Below are 14,893 nucleotides of genomic sequence, written 5' to 3'. Positions count from 1 at the left end.
CTCGCCTCCGAACGGTTCGGGGCCCGACCCATATCTATACATACCGAACCGACGTTGCTACCTCATAGCATGGCAAGCGAACGGATCACACCGGTCGATCTCCCCGATCCACGATACGAGTACGGCGGGGACGATCACGTGTTCGTCGATCTCGCGGAGGAGATGAGCTTCACCGCCAATTTCAAAGCGATGGCGATCACCCAGCGGGTCGCCGAGCGCGACATCGACGGTGTCGTCGAGAACTGCCCGGGGAACGCATCGTACATGCTCCGGATCGACCCCGACGTCGTCCATCCCGACGATGTCATCGCCGAGCTGAAGGACATCGAAGCGTCGATCGACGTCGCGGAATACGCGTGGGAGTCCCGCGTTATCGACGTTCCCGTCCTCTTCGAGGACCCATGGACGCACGAGACGTTGATGGACTTCCGGGACCGCCACCAGGACCCGGACGCGACCGACCTCGAATATTCGGCGGAGCTCAACGGCTACGACGACGTCGAGTCGTTCATCGACGCCTTCGTCGGCGCCCCGCACATGGTGACGATGGTCGGGTTCGTCCCGGGTCTCCCGTGGTGCTTCCAGATGGTGCCCCGCGAACGCCAGCTGGAGGTCCCGAAATACGTCGAGCCGCGAACCGCGACGCCGAGCCGCGCCGTCGGCTTCGGCGGCGCGTTCTCCGTCGTCTACCCCGTCGCGGGCGCCGGGGGCTACCAGCTCTACGGGCGCACGCCGGTCGAGGTGCTCGACGTCGATCAGGAACTGCCCGCCTTCGAGGACTCGATGGTGCTTCCGAACCCGGGCGACATCATCAACTACCGGCGGATCGACCGGGACGAATACGACGCGATTCGAGACGAGGTCGAAGCCGGAACGTACGAGTACGATATGGCCGACGTGACGTTCTCACCCGAGGAGTTCTTCGAGGCACCGAACGAGTATAACGCGCAGCTCTTGGAGGCGGTCGCATGATCGAGATCGAAGCCGGCGGCGTGGCGAGCACGGTACAGGACGACGGGCGGACCGGCCACTACCACATCGGCGTGCCCCCTTCGGGGGCGATGGATTCCTACGCGCACGCGCTCGCGAACCACCTCGTCGGCAACGAGGAGAGCGCGGCGACGATAGAGATGACGTACCAGGGGATCACGGCGACGTTCACCGAGGACGCGGTCATCGCGGTCACGGGGGCCAATATGTCCCCGACGATCGAGGGCGAACCGATCGGCACTTGGGAGAGCGTGGCCGTCGAGGCCGGCGACGAACTCGATATGGGGTTCGCGACGAGCGGCGCGCGCGCGTATCTCGCCGTGGCCGGCGGTCTCGACGTCCCCGAAGTGATGGACAGTCGCTCGACGTACACGCTCGTCGGAATCGGCGGCCACGAGGGTCGTGGACTCGAAGCGGGCGACGAACTGCCGGTCGGGGCGACACCGACAGAGCGTCCGGCCGTCGGCGCGACGGTGCCCGACGAGTACGTCCCCGAATACGCCGACGAGGAGACCGTTCGCGTCGTCCTCGGAATGAACGATCACCGACTGACCGCCGAGAGCCGTGCGGAACTCTGCTCCGCCGAGTGGACCGTCACCCCCGAGGCCGACCGCGTCGGCTACCGACTCGACGGGCCGGACGTCGAGTTCGAGGAGCGCGATCAGCCCTTCGGTGCGGGGACGGATCCGTCGAACGTCGTCGACCTCGGCTATCCGGTCGGGTCGATTCAGGTCCCGCAGAAACCGATCGTCCTCATGCAGGACGCGGTCACGGGCGGCGGCTACGCGACCGTCGGGACGGTCATCAGCGCTGACCGTGAGCGCCTCGCCCAGCGCCAGACGCACGATTCGGTCTACTTCGAGGAGGTCGACGTCGATACCGCGCTCGACGCACGCGAGACGAGAGCCGAGCGACTCGATGCGGCGCGCGCCGCCGTCGAGTGAGCGGTCTCCGGAGCGCCGTCGAGGACACCCGAAAGGATATATGACCGGCACGAAATTCGAGAGATAGCCCACGCATGTCCGAGAAAACGACCATCAACGCACCGATGCCGGGCGTCTTCTACCGTCGCCCCGACCCCGAGGACCCACCGTTCGTCGAGGTCGGTGACAGCGTCGACGTAGGCGACCCCGTTGGCCTCGTCGAAGTGATGAAGAACTTCCACGAAATCGAAGCCGATCACGCCGGAACCGTCGCGGCGTTCCTCGTGGAGAACGAGGACGAAATCACGGCCGACCAGCCGCTGGTCGAACTGGAGTGACGGCCGGGGCGTCCGCCGTCCGTCACGCGGCGCGACGCCTGCCACCTTCGCGACCCAAGCTATATGCGAGGCCGTCCGTAACCACACGACATGGTACAAATTGACATAAACTGTGACATGGGCGAGAGCTTCGGGAACTGGCGGATGGGGCGCGACGAGGACGTGATGCCGTACATTACGTCGGCGAACATCGCCGCCGGCTACCACGCGGGCGACCCGCACGTGATGCGCGACACCGTCGAGATGGCCACCGATCACGACGTCGGCATCGGCGTCCATCCCGGACTGCCGGACAAGATGGGGTTCGGACGCCGGCGGATGGACGCGACGCCCGCGGAAGTCCGTGACTACGTCACCTACCAGCTCGGTGCGCTCGACGCGTTCGCCCGCCAGCGCGGCGTGCGACTCCAGCACGTCAAGCCACACGGAGCGATGTATTCGATGCTCTCGGAGAGTTCGGAGCACGCGCGCGCCGCGATGGAGGGGATCCTCGACGTCGACGAGGACCTCATCTACCTCGCGACCGACATGCACATCTACGAGGTCGCACGGGATGTCGAGGGGCTCCGCGCGGTCTTCGAGGGGTACGTCGATATCGACTACCGAGCGGATCGCTCGCTCATCGTCGAGCAGTCCGTCGCGGACAAGGACCCCGAACTCGTCGCCGACCGCTTCGTCTCCATCGCTACCGACGGCGTCGTGGAGACCGCGAACGGCGAGGAGATCGACGTGCCCGCGGAGAGCATCTGCATCCACGGCGACAACCCGGAGGCCGTCGAGTTGCTCCGCGCGATCCACGCCCGCATCGAGGAACACGACATCGAGCTCGCGTCCCTCGACGAGATCGCCTGAGCGCTCAGTCGCCGCCGTACGCCCGGTCGACGTATTTGGTCGTGTGTTCGTTCTCGATGAACGTCTCGTCTTCGAGGAGCTCACGGTGGAACGGGACGGTCGTCGGCACGCCCTCGATCTCGATCTCCGTGAGCACGCGGCGGGCGCGCGCCAGCACCTCCTCGCGGTCGGTCCCGGAGACGACGACCTTGGCGAACATGGAGTCATAGAACGGCGCGATTGCGTCGCCCTCGTCGACGCCGTCGTCGACGCGGACGCCGATACCGCGCGGCGGCCGGTACGTCGAGAGCGTCCCGGGGAGCGGCGTGAAGTCGTTCGACGGGTCCTCGGCGTTGATGCGAAACTCCATCGCCGTCCCACGCGGATCGACGTCGGCCTGCGCGAAGTCGAGTTCTTCGCCGGCCGCGACGCGGAGTTGCCACTTGACGAGGTCGATACCCGTCCTGCTCTCCGAGACGGGGTGTTCGACCTGAATCCGGGCGTTCGTCTCGATGAAGTAGATCTCGCCGCCCTCGTAGAGGAACTCGACGGTCCCGGCGTTGACGTAGCCGGCGGCGGCGGCCCCACGACAGGCGGCCGCGCACAGTCGCTCACGGGTCGCTTCGTCGAGAACGGGTGAGGGGGACTCCTCGACGAGTTTCTGCTGTCGGCGTTGAATACTGCAGTCGCGCTCCCCGAGGTGGCGGACGTTCCCGTGTTCGTCCGCGATGATCTGCACCTCGATGTGTTTCGGGTCCTCCAGAAACCGTTCGAGGTAGACGTTCGGGTTGTCGAAATACGCGTCCGCCTCGCGGACCGCGTCGTCGAACTGCGAGGCCGCCTCGTCGGGTCCGTGGACGACACGGAAGCCGCGTCCACCGCCGCCACCGTCGGCCTTGATCGCGACGGGGTAGCCGTGCTCCTCACCGAACGCGCGCACCGCGTCGGCGTCGTCGACGGGCTCTGCCGTTCCCGGAACAACCGGGACATCGGCGTCCGCCATGATCGCACGCGCCGTCGTCTTCTCGCCGAAATCGGCCATCACGTCGCTCGGTGGACCGATCCAGACGAACTCGCTGTCCTCCACGTTGGCCGCGAAGGAGACGTTCTCCGCGAGGAAGCCGTAACCCGGGTGGATGGCGTCGGCGTCGGCGTCCCGAGCGGCGTCGAGGAGGGCGTCTTGATCGAGATAGCTCGCCTTCGCTTTCGACGCGCCGACGTGATACGCCTCGTCGGCGAACCGAACGTGTTTGGCGTTCTCGTCCGCGTCGCTGTACACGGCCGCCGTCTCGATCCCCAGTTCCCCACACGCCTGCATGACGCGCACTGCGACTTCGCCGCGGTTCGCGATCAACACCGTATCGAACACAGTACCGGAGACTCGTCGGGTCAGTAGATAAATCCCCCGCCGACCGATTGGCCGCGTCTACGTCGCTCGGCTGAGCCCCGACGGCCTGCCGACGACCCGAATGGTTTACGGCAATATCGGTGTAATAAAATCCATAAGGACGTAATAGGATCAGATGCAACTATGTATCTGTAAACCCGAAAAAGTCAGAAACACGTTCAGTGAGTGAGCAGAGCGTAGATCATTGTTCTTCGATACGTAGTCATTCCGGGACAAACACTGAATACTTACTGGCGCGGCGATCGGGGCAGATACGACCGTCCCACTCTACTGCCTATACAGCCACTATACCTCGATATATGCGTTGTATACAGACTCAAATTCATCATACCTCACCGAATTTTTATCTACTCGCGGTGCAACCGAATGGTTGTGACAATCGATACCGTTATTCGAGGTGGCACTGTCGTGACGGCGAACGGCACCTACGATGCCGACGTCGCCATCGATGGCGAGAAGATCCACGCTGTCGGAGAACGGGACTCGTTCCCGGACGCCGACGACGTCGTTGACGCGACCGGCCGACTCGTCCTTCCCGGGATCGTCGACCCGCACGTCCACGTCGACGACCCCTTCTCCGCCGATAGCTACGAGACCGCATCGCGCGCCGCCGCCGTCGGCGGCACGACCACTCTGATCGGGTTCGCCTTCCAGCGCTGGGCGGGGGAGATGGGCGTCATCGACGGCGATGACACGCTTCCGGAGGCGATCGACGCCGCGAAGGAACGGGGCGAGGACGCGCTCATCGACTTCTCGCTCCACGGCGCGATCACGGCGGACGACCCAGCGGTGCTCGACGACCTCGATGACGTCGTCGCGGACGGCGTCACCTCGATCAAGATGTTCAGCACGTACGACCACGGACTCCAGAACGGCTTCATGCAGCGCGTTCTGGAACGGCTCGCGGAGCTCGACGCGGTCGCCGCCGTCCACACCGAGGACGATTCCGTCTGTCAGATGCTCACCGAGCGCTTCCGGGAAGCTGGGCGCGGCGACCCCGAGGACTACCCGCAATCCCGGCCGGACTATGCGGAAGCGATGGCCGCCGAGGACGCCGTTCGAATGGCCACCGAGGCCGGCGCGAAGTACTACGGCGTCCACACCTCCTGTCGGAAGTCCGCCGAGGTGCTCGCGGCGTTCCGCGACGACGGGAGCATGGTCCGTACGGAGACGTGCACGCACTACACGACCCTCGACGACACCGTCTACGAGGAAGTCGGGAACCAGGCCATGATCGCCCCGCCCATCCGCACGCCCGACGATATCGAGGCGATGTTCGAGCACCTCTCCGAGGCCACGATCGACGTCGTCTCCACCGATCACTGCGGCTACACGCTCGAAAGCAAGACCGTCGAGAACTGGTGGGACAGCACCTTCGGCGCGAACGCCCTCCAGACCAGTCTCCCGGTCTTCCATGACGAGGCCATCAACGAACGCGGCTTCTCCTACCCATTCCTCGTCCGCGCGATGTGCACCCGACCGGCGGAGACGTTCGGGCTGTCCGGGAAGGGGACCCTCGATCCCGGTACGGACGCCGATATCGTCGTCTTCGATCCCGAGGAGTCGTACACGATCACCGCCGACGACAACGAGTCGGTCGCCGACTTCTCCATCTACGAGGGCCGCGAAGTCACCGGCCGCGTGAAACGGACCTACGTCCGCGGTGAACTCGTCGCCGACGACGGCGACGTCGTCGGCGATCCCGGCCACGGTGCCTTCCTCGAACGCGACATCCCTGACTGGTCGCCCTGACACGATCGCCGCGTCCCGGTTCGCCGCGAAAGCGCACCGCTTCGTTCGTTTTCAGTTCGCTCGTCCCGCGAGCGTCAGGGCGGCGCGCGCGTACGTGTTCGCGGCCGCGTAACAGTCGTCCCAGCTCGTGTACTCCTCCTCGGTGTGGCTCTTTCCGCCCTCGCTCACGGCGAACACCATCGCGGTATCGCAGACCTGATTCGCGTACGTCGCGTCGTGGCCGGCGCCGCTGAACACCTCCATCGCGTCGTAGCCGAGCGCGTCGGCCGCGTCGGCGACCGCGCTCGTACAGCGCTCGGCGAAATGCACGGGATCGACGTCCATGCGCTCTTCCCACTCGTAGTCGACGCCCTCGCGTTCGGCCGCGGCATCGATCTCGTCGAGGACGCGCTCTTTCGCCTCGTCGATGACCTCGCGTTTCGGATCGCGGAACCCCCACGTGAACGTCACCTCGCCGGGGATGATGTTGATCGAGTCCGGCTCCGCCTCGATCGAACCGACCGTCCCGACCGTCCGGTCGCCGAGCGTGCTCGGGATCCGACGGACCTGTGTCACGACGTCTGCCGCGGCGACGAGCGCGTCCGAGCGATACTGCATCGGTGTCGATCCGGTGTGGTCGGCCTCGCCGTAGTACGTCGTCGCACCCCAGGTGAAGCCGACGATACCGGTGACGACGCCGACGTCGCTGTCGTTCTCCTCGAGGAACGGCCCCTGCTCTATGTGCAGTTCGAGGTAGGCGTCGTAGTCGCCTCGCGGCGCCGCCGGTTCGTCGCCTTTGTAGCCGATGCGTTCGAGTTCCTCCTCGACCGTATTACCGTCCGCGCCGGTCTTCGCGTACTCCTCTTCGAGGTCGAGTTCGCCGGCCCAGACGCCGCTTCCCTGCATCGCGGGCTGGAAGCGCGACCCCTCCTCGTTCGTCCAGTTCACGACCTCGACCGGGCGTTCGGTTTCGATGTCGCGCGCTTCGAGCTCGTGGACGAACTCCATGGCCGCGACGACGCCGAGCGCGCCGTCGTAAATGCCACCGTACGGTTGTGAGTCGAGGTGCGAGCCGAGCAGGAGCGGATCCGCGTCCGGGTCGGCGCCCTCGCGGCGCGCGAACATGTTGCCGAACTCGTCGACCCGAACGTCGAGGCCGAGTTCCGTGAGGCGTTCGTCGAACCAGTCCCGGACCGCCTTGTCGGCATCGGAGAGCGCGAGGCGATGGAGGCCGCCGTTCTCCGTGCCACCGATGTCCGCCTGCTCCCGCATCGTCTCGACTAGTCGATCCCTATCGAGGGTGAAACTCATACGTACGCTCTGTCGATAAGTGACCACATGAATGTTTGCGTCGGAAAAACACGCTCACGTGATTGGAATAGCGCGAAGAACCGCAGACGATCATCTGTACTTAGCGCTTCGAGCCGTAGACGACGAGCGCGCCCGCGCCGACGAGAAGCAGGACGGACACGATGGTCGTGAGACTCCCGAGTGCGAAGAGCTCCGGCGTCGCGCGCCGTGAGGACGCGATGGAGAAGATGCGGATCGGCATGGTCATATCCTGCCCGATGAGCAAGAGCCCGCGGGTCGCCTCGTTGTACGAGAGAGTGAAGGCGAAGACGGCCGCCCCGAGCACGGTCGGCATGATTTGCGGGAGCGTCACCTCGCGGAAACGGGTGAGGCGACTCGCGCCCATCATCTTCGCGGCGCGCTCGTTCTGCGCGAGGTGCGGCGGGAAGCCGGCGAGGAGCACGATGACCGCGAACGGGACCGTCCAGACGACGTGAACGGGGACGGCGAGCCAGAGTTGTTTCGAGAGCCCGAGCGTCTGATTGAACAGGAGCGTCGCCCCGACGCCGTACGTGATTCCCGGAGTGATGATACCGACGAGGAGCACGTAGAGGAGGGCTTTCTGCCCCCAGAAGTCGCGCCGGTAGGCGAGCGCCGTCGCGGTGCTGATGACGGTCGTGATAACGGTCACGACGAGCGCGAGCTGGAGCGATCGGACGATGGCGGCGATCATCTCCGGGCTGTTCAACAGCTCCGTGTACCACCGCGTCGTGAACTCCAAGAACGGGAACGTCAACCCTCCGGAGTTGAACGAGAACCCGATGACCGAGAGGAGCGGGAGGAAGACGTACACTCCGATGAGGAACGCGTATACCTTCAGTACCGTTCCGATGTGGATCCGTTGAATCCACTGCGACACTACCGTCGTATTATTACCATATTTACTGGACGACTGTTGACTCGTAGCCATTCAGACTGTGTTACATGAGAATATACTATAAACGTACCGGTGGTCGTATCGGATATTTTGTCCCGCTCTCGGGAATAGGCTTTTACCCGTGCGACAGAGTGTATCCCGTAGATGTCTCCGCCGACCGAAATCGCCGGACGTCAGAGCGACGCCGAGGACGTGCGGGTCGACCCACCGATCTTCCCACACGCGAACGTCGTCGCGGTCCGCGCCATCGCCGACGTGCTCGACACCACCTACGGGCCCGCGTCCCGCGACAAGCTCGTGATCAACGCTCTCGAATCGCGCCAAGACCCCGCTCCGGGGCAGGTCGCCGTCGACGACTACGTCACGACCAGCGACGGCGCGACGATCCTCGAATCGCTCCCGCTCGAACACCCCGTCGCGCCGGTCGTCCGCCGGATGGTCGGCCCCGAACGGCCCGGTGACACCGACGTCGAGGGCGAGGACGTCTTCGACGGTGTCACTACCAGCGTCTCGTTGGCCGCCGCTCTCCTGCGCGAGGCCGAATCGCTCGTCGATGACGGCGTTCATCCGATCGACCTGATCCGCGGATACCGGCGCGCGAACGACGTGGCGACCGAGGCGCTCGCCGACCTCGCCCGCCCGCTCGACGACTTCGACGATCCCGACGCCGCCGCACGGTCCGTCGCACGCACGGCCATGACCGGAAACGACGTCGGCGGACTCGCCGAGACGTGGGCAAAGCTGGCCTGTGACGCCGCTGGACGCGTCGGCTATCCGACCGCGAAGACGCTCCCCGTCCGCACGATCCGCGACGGTTCCCTCGGTGACTCGCGCCTCGTCCGCGGGACCGTCCTCGATCGGAGCGCGCGCGTCCTCGACTCGATGCCCGACCGCGTCGAGGACGCCTCCGTGCTCGTCCTCGGCGGCCACGACCGCGGTGGCCTCCGGACGCCCGACCTCCCGGACGACTACACCGCCAGCGTCGACGAGGAGACCGACGTTGCCGACCTCGACGCGGTCTTCGACGCGTGGCGCACGGACGTCTGGGAGACCATCCACGGCGCCGGCGTCGACGTCGTCGTCGCCGAACTCGGTATCGACGACGGCTTCCTCGAACGCCTCGCCGAACACGACGTCGTCGGCATCCGCGCCGTCAACCGCCTCAAGCTCTCGCACGTCGCGCGCGCGACCGGTGCGACCGTCGTCAAGGACCTCCACGACGTCTCCGCCGACGACCTCGGCCACGCCGGCGTCGTCGCGGAACGCCGCATCGAGCGCGCCGAGTCACGCGCGCGCCCCCGCCGCATGACCGTCTTCGAGGACTGTGCGACCCCGGACTCCGTCTGCGTCCTCGTGCAGGGCGTCCCGGCCGATCTCGGCGAGCGTGCGGCGACGTCGATTCGACAGGCCGCCGCCGCGGTCGCGCTCGCGCGCGGCGAACGCGGTTCGCACCCCGGCGTCGTTCCCGGTGGCGGTGCGGCCGAAGCGCACGCCGCCGCCGCCGTCCGGGACGCCGCACGCGCCGACGGATCGCGGGCCGCACTCGCCACGACCGCGTTCGCCGACGCGCTCGAACGGCTCCCGTTCACGCTCGCGCGCAACGCCGGTGTCGACCCGGTCGAGACGGTGGCGGACCTGCGCGCCGCGAACCGGACGGACCCGTGGCAGGGGTTCGTTCTCCCGGCCGCGGAGATCGGCGACACCGCCAAGGCCGGCGTCCTCGATCCCGTCACGCGGCGCACGGAGAGCTACCGGACGGCGACCGCGGTCTCGTCGCTCATCCTCCGCGTCGACGATGCCATCGACGCCGAGGTGGACGAGGACGCGCCCGACCCCGGGGACGCCATCTACGACGAGGCCGCAGAACAGCACATGGACTCCCTCACGGACGCGTGAGCACACGCGGCTCACCGCCGTCTCCGATTGCTCCGCTCCCGTGACGCCGGAACGAGTTCACGGAATCGTGCGTCGAAGAAACCGCGGAGATCGCGGTGCGTGTTAGCTCTGCGCGATCTCGCTGATGTCCACCCGCCGGAGCAGGAGGAGGACGACGGCGAAGATGACGAGGAGGAGCGCGATGGAGAGCGCCGACGCCGCCGGGTAGTTCAAACCGTTGTTGACGGTGAGGTAGATGAGCGTCGTGATGGTGGCTTCGCCCCCGCTGAGGAACTGCGGGACGGTGAAGTTCCCGATGGAAAGGACGAAGACGAAGATCGACCCGATGGCGACGCCGGGGAGGCTCAGCGGCCACGTGACGTTACGGAACGTCGCGATGTGGTCGCCCCGAAGCGTCTCGGAGGCGTCGAGGAGCCCCTCGTCGATCTGCGAGAGCGAGATGTAGATCGGTGCCGCCATGAACACGACGTAGTTCTGGAGGTAGCCGACGATCTGTGAGAACGGCGAGTACAACAGCCACGCTATCGGCTGGTCGATGAAGCCGGCCATGACGAGCAGTTGGTTGATGACGCCGGTCTTCCCGAGGATGGGGAGCCAACCGATCGTCCGGATGACGCCCGACGTCCAGAACGGGATGACGAAGAACAGCAGGAGGAGCGTCCCCCCGACGGTCGACGTGTAGAACCGGAGGAAGTAGGCGAGCGGGTAGCCGAAGACGAGCGTTATCGCCGTCACGACGACGCCGATGACGAGCGTCCGCGCGAACACTTCGAGGGCGTTCTGCGTGAACACCGTGTTCTGCCACGCGTCGAGCGTGATCTCGTGGACGACGCTGAAACTCCCGTAGGTGAGGAAACTGTAGTAGAGGATTATGGCCAGCGGGACGGCGAGGAAGGCCAGGAACCACGCGATCGACGGACCGGCGAGGACGTGGACTTCGCCGAACTCCCAGCGTGTGGGCAGCCAGCGGCGAACGCGAGACGACTGTGTTGGTTCTGTTGCCATGTGTACTGTGCTCAGGCGCTCGTGAACTCACGCCAGCGCTCGAGCATGTGCGAGGAGTTGTCCGGCCAGATCTGGAAGAAGCCGATGCGATCGATGCGCTCGGAGATCGGGCCGCTGTCGCGGACGCAGCCGTCGTCGGCGGGTTCGCCCTCCTCCATGGACCACTCGTACGACTGCGGGTCGAACAGCGCGTCGTTCTCGACGGACTGGTAGGTCCCGGTGCCGTTGTACGCCCAGTCGTAGTACTCGGGGCCCATACCCTGTCCCGAGTCGTCCGAACCGTCGCGGACGAGGTCCGTGTTCGGGTAGTGCGGGACCGAGTACCCCCAGTTCTGGATGTAGCCGGGGAACCACGCACCCCAGTGGACGTCGTTGATGAGCGACTGGACTTCGGCCATGTTGTTGCGGTCCTGCGCGCCCGGCTTGAGCGGGGCGACCCCGCCGTACCAGTAGCGGTAGCCTTGGATGCCCTCGCTCATCGTAGCGTAGTTACAGGGCGTCCCGGAGCGACGGACGTCGAGGCAGGCCGGCTGCCAGATGTCTCCGATGACGGCCTCTTCGCTCGACATGAGGTTGACCGAGTTTCCGTACGCCGTCCACGTCGAGCGGAACTGCCCGCTCTGTTTCTGGTCGATGAGGAAGTCGACGGCGGTGTCTATCTGCCCCTCCGTGGGGTTGTTCAGCGTCCCGATATCACCGTCGATCATGTCGTTGTCGAGGAGGTACATGATGGCCTCCGGGATGGTGATGGCGGCGGTCCCGCCCATCGCCACCTGCCCCTCGTACTGGTCGTCGAACAGAGCCCCCCACTTCGACACCTCGTCGACGTACTTCGGGTTCGACCCGATGGCGTCGAAGTTACAGATGGTCGGCGGGAACTTGAACTCCGTCTGCTCTCCGGGGTCGTCCCACAGGATCTCGTTGTACGTCTCGACCTGCTGTCCGAGGCCCTCCAGCGCGCTGCCCGGGTCGGTGAACAGGTCCGCCACCGCGTCCGGCGTCCAGTTCGAGAAGTCCGAGGTCGGAAGCGCGTAGGTCGCGTCGTTGTCGGTCGCGATCGCGCCGATGGCGCTCGTATCGCAACTCACCGCGTCCAGGCTACTCTGCCCGCCGCTCAACACGCGTTGTTGCGTCGTCGAGTTGGTCGCGGTCGTGATCTCGAGGTCGATACCAGTCATCTCAGTGAACTTATCAGACTGACCGCTGCGGGCGGCCCACGCCGGACCGATCCACTGCAGAGGCCGCGAGCCCGAGTCGAGCGTGTCGCTCGATCCCGACGTCGTCCCGTCTGAGTCCGATTCACCGCCGTCGCCACCGCCGCCACCGGAGCAGCCAGCCAATCCCGCGGCGGCGCCGACGCCGGCGTATTTCACGAAGTTCCGTCTCTTCATACCCGTGGTCATGCGTTACACTACCAACCGAACCACATAGAAACATAAAGCTTTCTAAAAATTGCATTCTGTAGCCAATTGGTAGATATTTGTCTACCAAAATACGATCCTAGTGCCAAACACGATTAACGAAACCCCGTTATCGTGGATCGTTCGTCGATGCGTATATGGCGTCGGAGCGTGACTCGCCTCCATGGAACGACTCGCAGATCGTGTCGCCCTCATCACGGGCGCGAGCTCCGGCATCGGGAACGCGATCGCGGCCGCCTTCGGACGTGAAGAGGCGTCGGTCGTGATCGCCGACGTCCGCCGAGAGCCGAAGCTCGACGACGAACGGTCGGTCTTCGACCGACTCGACGACGTGGACGCCGACTACGCCTACGTCGAGACGGACGTCAGCGACGAAGCGGCCGTCGAGACCGCCGTCGAAACGGCTATCGATGAGTTCGGCGGACTCGACGTCCTCGTGAACAACGCCGGGATCTACCAGCAGTACCCCGTCCACGAGACGCCGACGGACGCGTGGGACGCCATCGTCGACGTGAACCTCCGCGGCGTGTACCTCGGATCGAAGGCCGCATTGCCACATCTCGCGGCCAGCGAGCACGGCAAGGTGATCAACCTCGCCTCGATCTACGGCCTCGTCGGCGGATCGAACAGCGCCGCCTACTGCGCCTCCAAAGGCGGTGTCGCCAACCTCACGCGACAGATGGCCATCGATTACGCCGACGACCGCGTCAACGTGAACGCGCTCGCACCCGGCATCATCAAGACCGCGCAGAACGCCGAGTGGCGCGCGAACAACCCCGAGATCATCAGCGAGTGGGAGACGCTGACTCCGTGGCCGGGATTCGGCGAACCGGAGGACGTCGCGGACGCCGCCGTCTTCCTCGCGAGCAGCGAGAGCGACTTCATCACCGGCCACGTGCTGAGCGTCGACGGCGGCTGGACGGCGCAGTGAGGGTCCGGGGACGACTACTCCCCGAGGATGTCTTCGCTCAGGTCGATGCCGTCGACGACGCTCGTCTTCTCCAGCAGGATCGTGTCCGCGGGGTCCCACGAGACCGTCGTCTCGCCGGCGACGTCGACGCCGCTGTCCCGCGTCTTCGCCTGGACCTCCTTCGCCAGCCCGTCGCGCCCCGTCGCTTCGAGAATGACCTGCGAGCCCGACCCGGGGTTGTGTAGGACGTCCATGACGGTGCAGTCGAGGGTGTTCGGTTTCCCGTCGCCCAGCGTCACCGACTGCGGACGGACCGCGAACGGGATCTCCTCCCCGCGGAGATCGGCCGGCGACGAGTAGAGGTTTGACGTGCTCGCACGGAACTCCCCGAACACCGTATCGAGCGTCACGAGAGCGCCGTCGTCGTAGATATCGGTGATCGTCCCGTAGAACGTGTTCGAGTCCCCGACGAACGTTGAGACGAACGCCGTCGCGGGCGAGTTATACACCTCGTCGACGCTCCCGGACTGCTCGATCTGGCCGTCGTTCATCACGACGATCTGGTCGGCCAGCCGCATCGCCTGCACCTGATCGTGTGTCACGTACACGAACGTAATGTCGAGCTCGTGGTGGATCCGAAGGAGCTCGCGCTCCATCTGTTTCTGGAGCTTGTAATCCATGTCCCCCAGCGGCTCGTCGAGCAGCAGGAGCGTGGGTTCGAGGACGAGCGAGCGCGAGAGCGCGACGCGCTGCTTCTGCCCGGCCGAGAGCTCCGTCGGCTGGCGGTCGGCGAGATCCGCGAGGTTCATCATCTCGAGGACGTCGTCGACGCGCTCCTCGATCTCGTCGTCCTCGGCGCCGATGCGTTCGAGCCCGTACGCGGCGTTCTCCGCGACGGAGAGGTGGGGGAAGAGTTGGAAGTCCTGAAACACCAAACCGATGTCGCGCTCGTACGTCGGCGCGTCCGTGATATCCGCCCCGTCGAGCGTGATCGTCCCATCGGTGGCTTCGATCGTTCCGACCAGCGAGTGGAGCGTCGTCGACTTCCCACAACCGCTCGGCCCGATGATGACGCAGAAGTCGCCCGCCTGTACGTCGAAGCTGATGCCGTCGACGGCGAGCGTGCCGTCGGGGTAGATCTTCGTCAGCTCCGAGACGTCGAGTACGGCGTCCCGTCTCGCGTCGCCGGTCGTCGCGTTGGTTTTAGACATGA

Annotated in this window: 13 protein-coding genes; 7 read left to right on the top strand and 6 right to left on the bottom strand. The window is 65.6% G+C overall.

Going from position 1 to position 14,893, the window contains the following annotated elements:
- Positions 1 to 69 precede the first annotated feature (69 nt).
- From IEX91_RS11630 to IEX91_RS11615, 4 genes are all read left to right on the top strand, one after another.
- Positions 70 to 972, top strand: a complete 903-nt coding sequence (locus IEX91_RS11630) for a 5-oxoprolinase subunit B family protein (protein WP_188879145.1) — start codon at positions 70 to 72, stop codon at positions 970 to 972.
- Complete coding sequence (locus tag IEX91_RS11625; RefSeq protein ID WP_188879144.1) at positions 969 to 1,934, top strand: 5-oxoprolinase subunit C family protein; 966 nt, start codon at positions 969 to 971, stop codon at positions 1,932 to 1,934. Before IEX91_RS11630 ends, IEX91_RS11625 begins: the two co-directional genes overlap by 4 nt.
- 74 nt (positions 1,935 to 2,008) lie before the next feature.
- On the top strand, positions 2,009 to 2,251 hold the full coding sequence (locus tag IEX91_RS11620; RefSeq protein WP_188879142.1) for an acetyl-CoA carboxylase: 243 nt from the start codon (positions 2,009 to 2,011) through the stop codon (positions 2,249 to 2,251).
- Between the two features lie 90 nt (positions 2,252 to 2,341).
- Positions 2,342 to 3,103, top strand: a complete 762-nt coding sequence (locus IEX91_RS11615) for a LamB/YcsF family protein (RefSeq protein WP_188879140.1) — start codon at positions 2,342 to 2,344, stop codon at positions 3,101 to 3,103.
- Between the two features lie 4 nt (positions 3,104 to 3,107).
- Here IEX91_RS11615 and IEX91_RS11610 read toward each other — a convergent pair whose 3' ends face one another.
- The gene (locus IEX91_RS11610; RefSeq protein WP_188879139.1) at positions 3,108 to 4,451 is read right to left on the bottom strand and encodes an acetyl-CoA carboxylase biotin carboxylase subunit; all 1,344 of its coding nucleotides are present in this window, start codon (positions 4,449 to 4,451) and stop codon (positions 3,108 to 3,110) included.
- Between the two features lie 411 nt (positions 4,452 to 4,862).
- Between IEX91_RS11610 and IEX91_RS11605 the strand changes: the two genes are divergently transcribed.
- Positions 4,863 to 6,242, top strand: coding sequence for a dihydroorotase (locus IEX91_RS11605; protein ID WP_188879138.1), 1,380 nt, complete (start codon positions 4,863 to 4,865; stop codon positions 6,240 to 6,242).
- Between the two features lie 51 nt (positions 6,243 to 6,293).
- On the opposite strand, the gene IEX91_RS11600 is transcribed toward IEX91_RS11605, so the two are convergent.
- Both IEX91_RS11600 and IEX91_RS11595 read right to left on the bottom strand, forming a co-directional pair.
- Positions 6,294 to 7,532, bottom strand: coding sequence for a Zn-dependent hydrolase (locus tag IEX91_RS11600; RefSeq protein ID WP_188879137.1), 1,239 nt, complete (start codon positions 7,530 to 7,532; stop codon positions 6,294 to 6,296).
- A gap of 100 nt (positions 7,533 to 7,632) precedes the next feature.
- On the bottom strand, positions 7,633 to 8,481 hold the full coding sequence (locus tag IEX91_RS11595) for an ABC transporter permease (RefSeq protein ID WP_188879136.1): 849 nt from the start codon (positions 8,479 to 8,481) through the stop codon (positions 7,633 to 7,635).
- Between the two features lie 111 nt (positions 8,482 to 8,592).
- Here IEX91_RS11595 and IEX91_RS11590 point away from each other — a divergent pair, with 111 nt between their 5' ends.
- Positions 8,593 to 10,344 (top strand): TCP-1/cpn60 chaperonin family protein, encoded by a 1,752-nt coding sequence (locus IEX91_RS11590; protein ID WP_188879135.1) that lies wholly within the window; start codon positions 8,593 to 8,595, stop codon positions 10,342 to 10,344.
- A gap of 102 nt (positions 10,345 to 10,446) precedes the next feature.
- Here the strand turns inward: IEX91_RS11590 and IEX91_RS11585 are convergent, their stop codons facing one another.
- Both IEX91_RS11585 and IEX91_RS11580 read right to left on the bottom strand, forming a co-directional pair.
- The gene (locus tag IEX91_RS11585) at positions 10,447 to 11,349 is read right to left on the bottom strand and encodes an ABC transporter permease (protein WP_188879133.1); all 903 of its coding nucleotides are present in this window, start codon (positions 11,347 to 11,349) and stop codon (positions 10,447 to 10,449) included.
- An 11-nt stretch (positions 11,350 to 11,360) separates the two neighbouring features.
- Positions 11,361 to 12,752 carry an extracellular solute-binding protein gene (locus IEX91_RS11580; protein WP_229772855.1) on the bottom strand — a complete coding sequence of 464 codons (1,392 nt, stop codon included), beginning with the start codon at positions 12,750 to 12,752 and terminating at the stop codon, positions 11,361 to 11,363.
- Between the two features lie 181 nt (positions 12,753 to 12,933).
- Between IEX91_RS11580 and IEX91_RS11575 the strand changes: the two genes are divergently transcribed.
- Positions 12,934 to 13,701, top strand: a complete 768-nt coding sequence (locus tag IEX91_RS11575) for an SDR family NAD(P)-dependent oxidoreductase (RefSeq protein WP_188879132.1) — start codon at positions 12,934 to 12,936, stop codon at positions 13,699 to 13,701.
- Between the two features lie 14 nt (positions 13,702 to 13,715).
- On the opposite strand, the gene IEX91_RS11570 is transcribed toward IEX91_RS11575, so the two are convergent.
- Complete coding sequence (locus IEX91_RS11570) at positions 13,716 to 14,891, bottom strand: ABC transporter ATP-binding protein (protein ID WP_188879131.1); 1,176 nt, start codon at positions 14,889 to 14,891, stop codon at positions 13,716 to 13,718.
- Positions 14,892 to 14,893: the final 2 nt, after the last annotated feature.

The organism is Halarchaeum nitratireducens, from assembly GCF_014647155.1.
GTDB classification, from domain to species: Archaea; Halobacteriota; Halobacteria; order Halobacteriales; family Halobacteriaceae; genus Halarchaeum; species Halarchaeum nitratireducens.
This window is presented reverse-complemented; position numbering and strand designations above follow the sequence as displayed.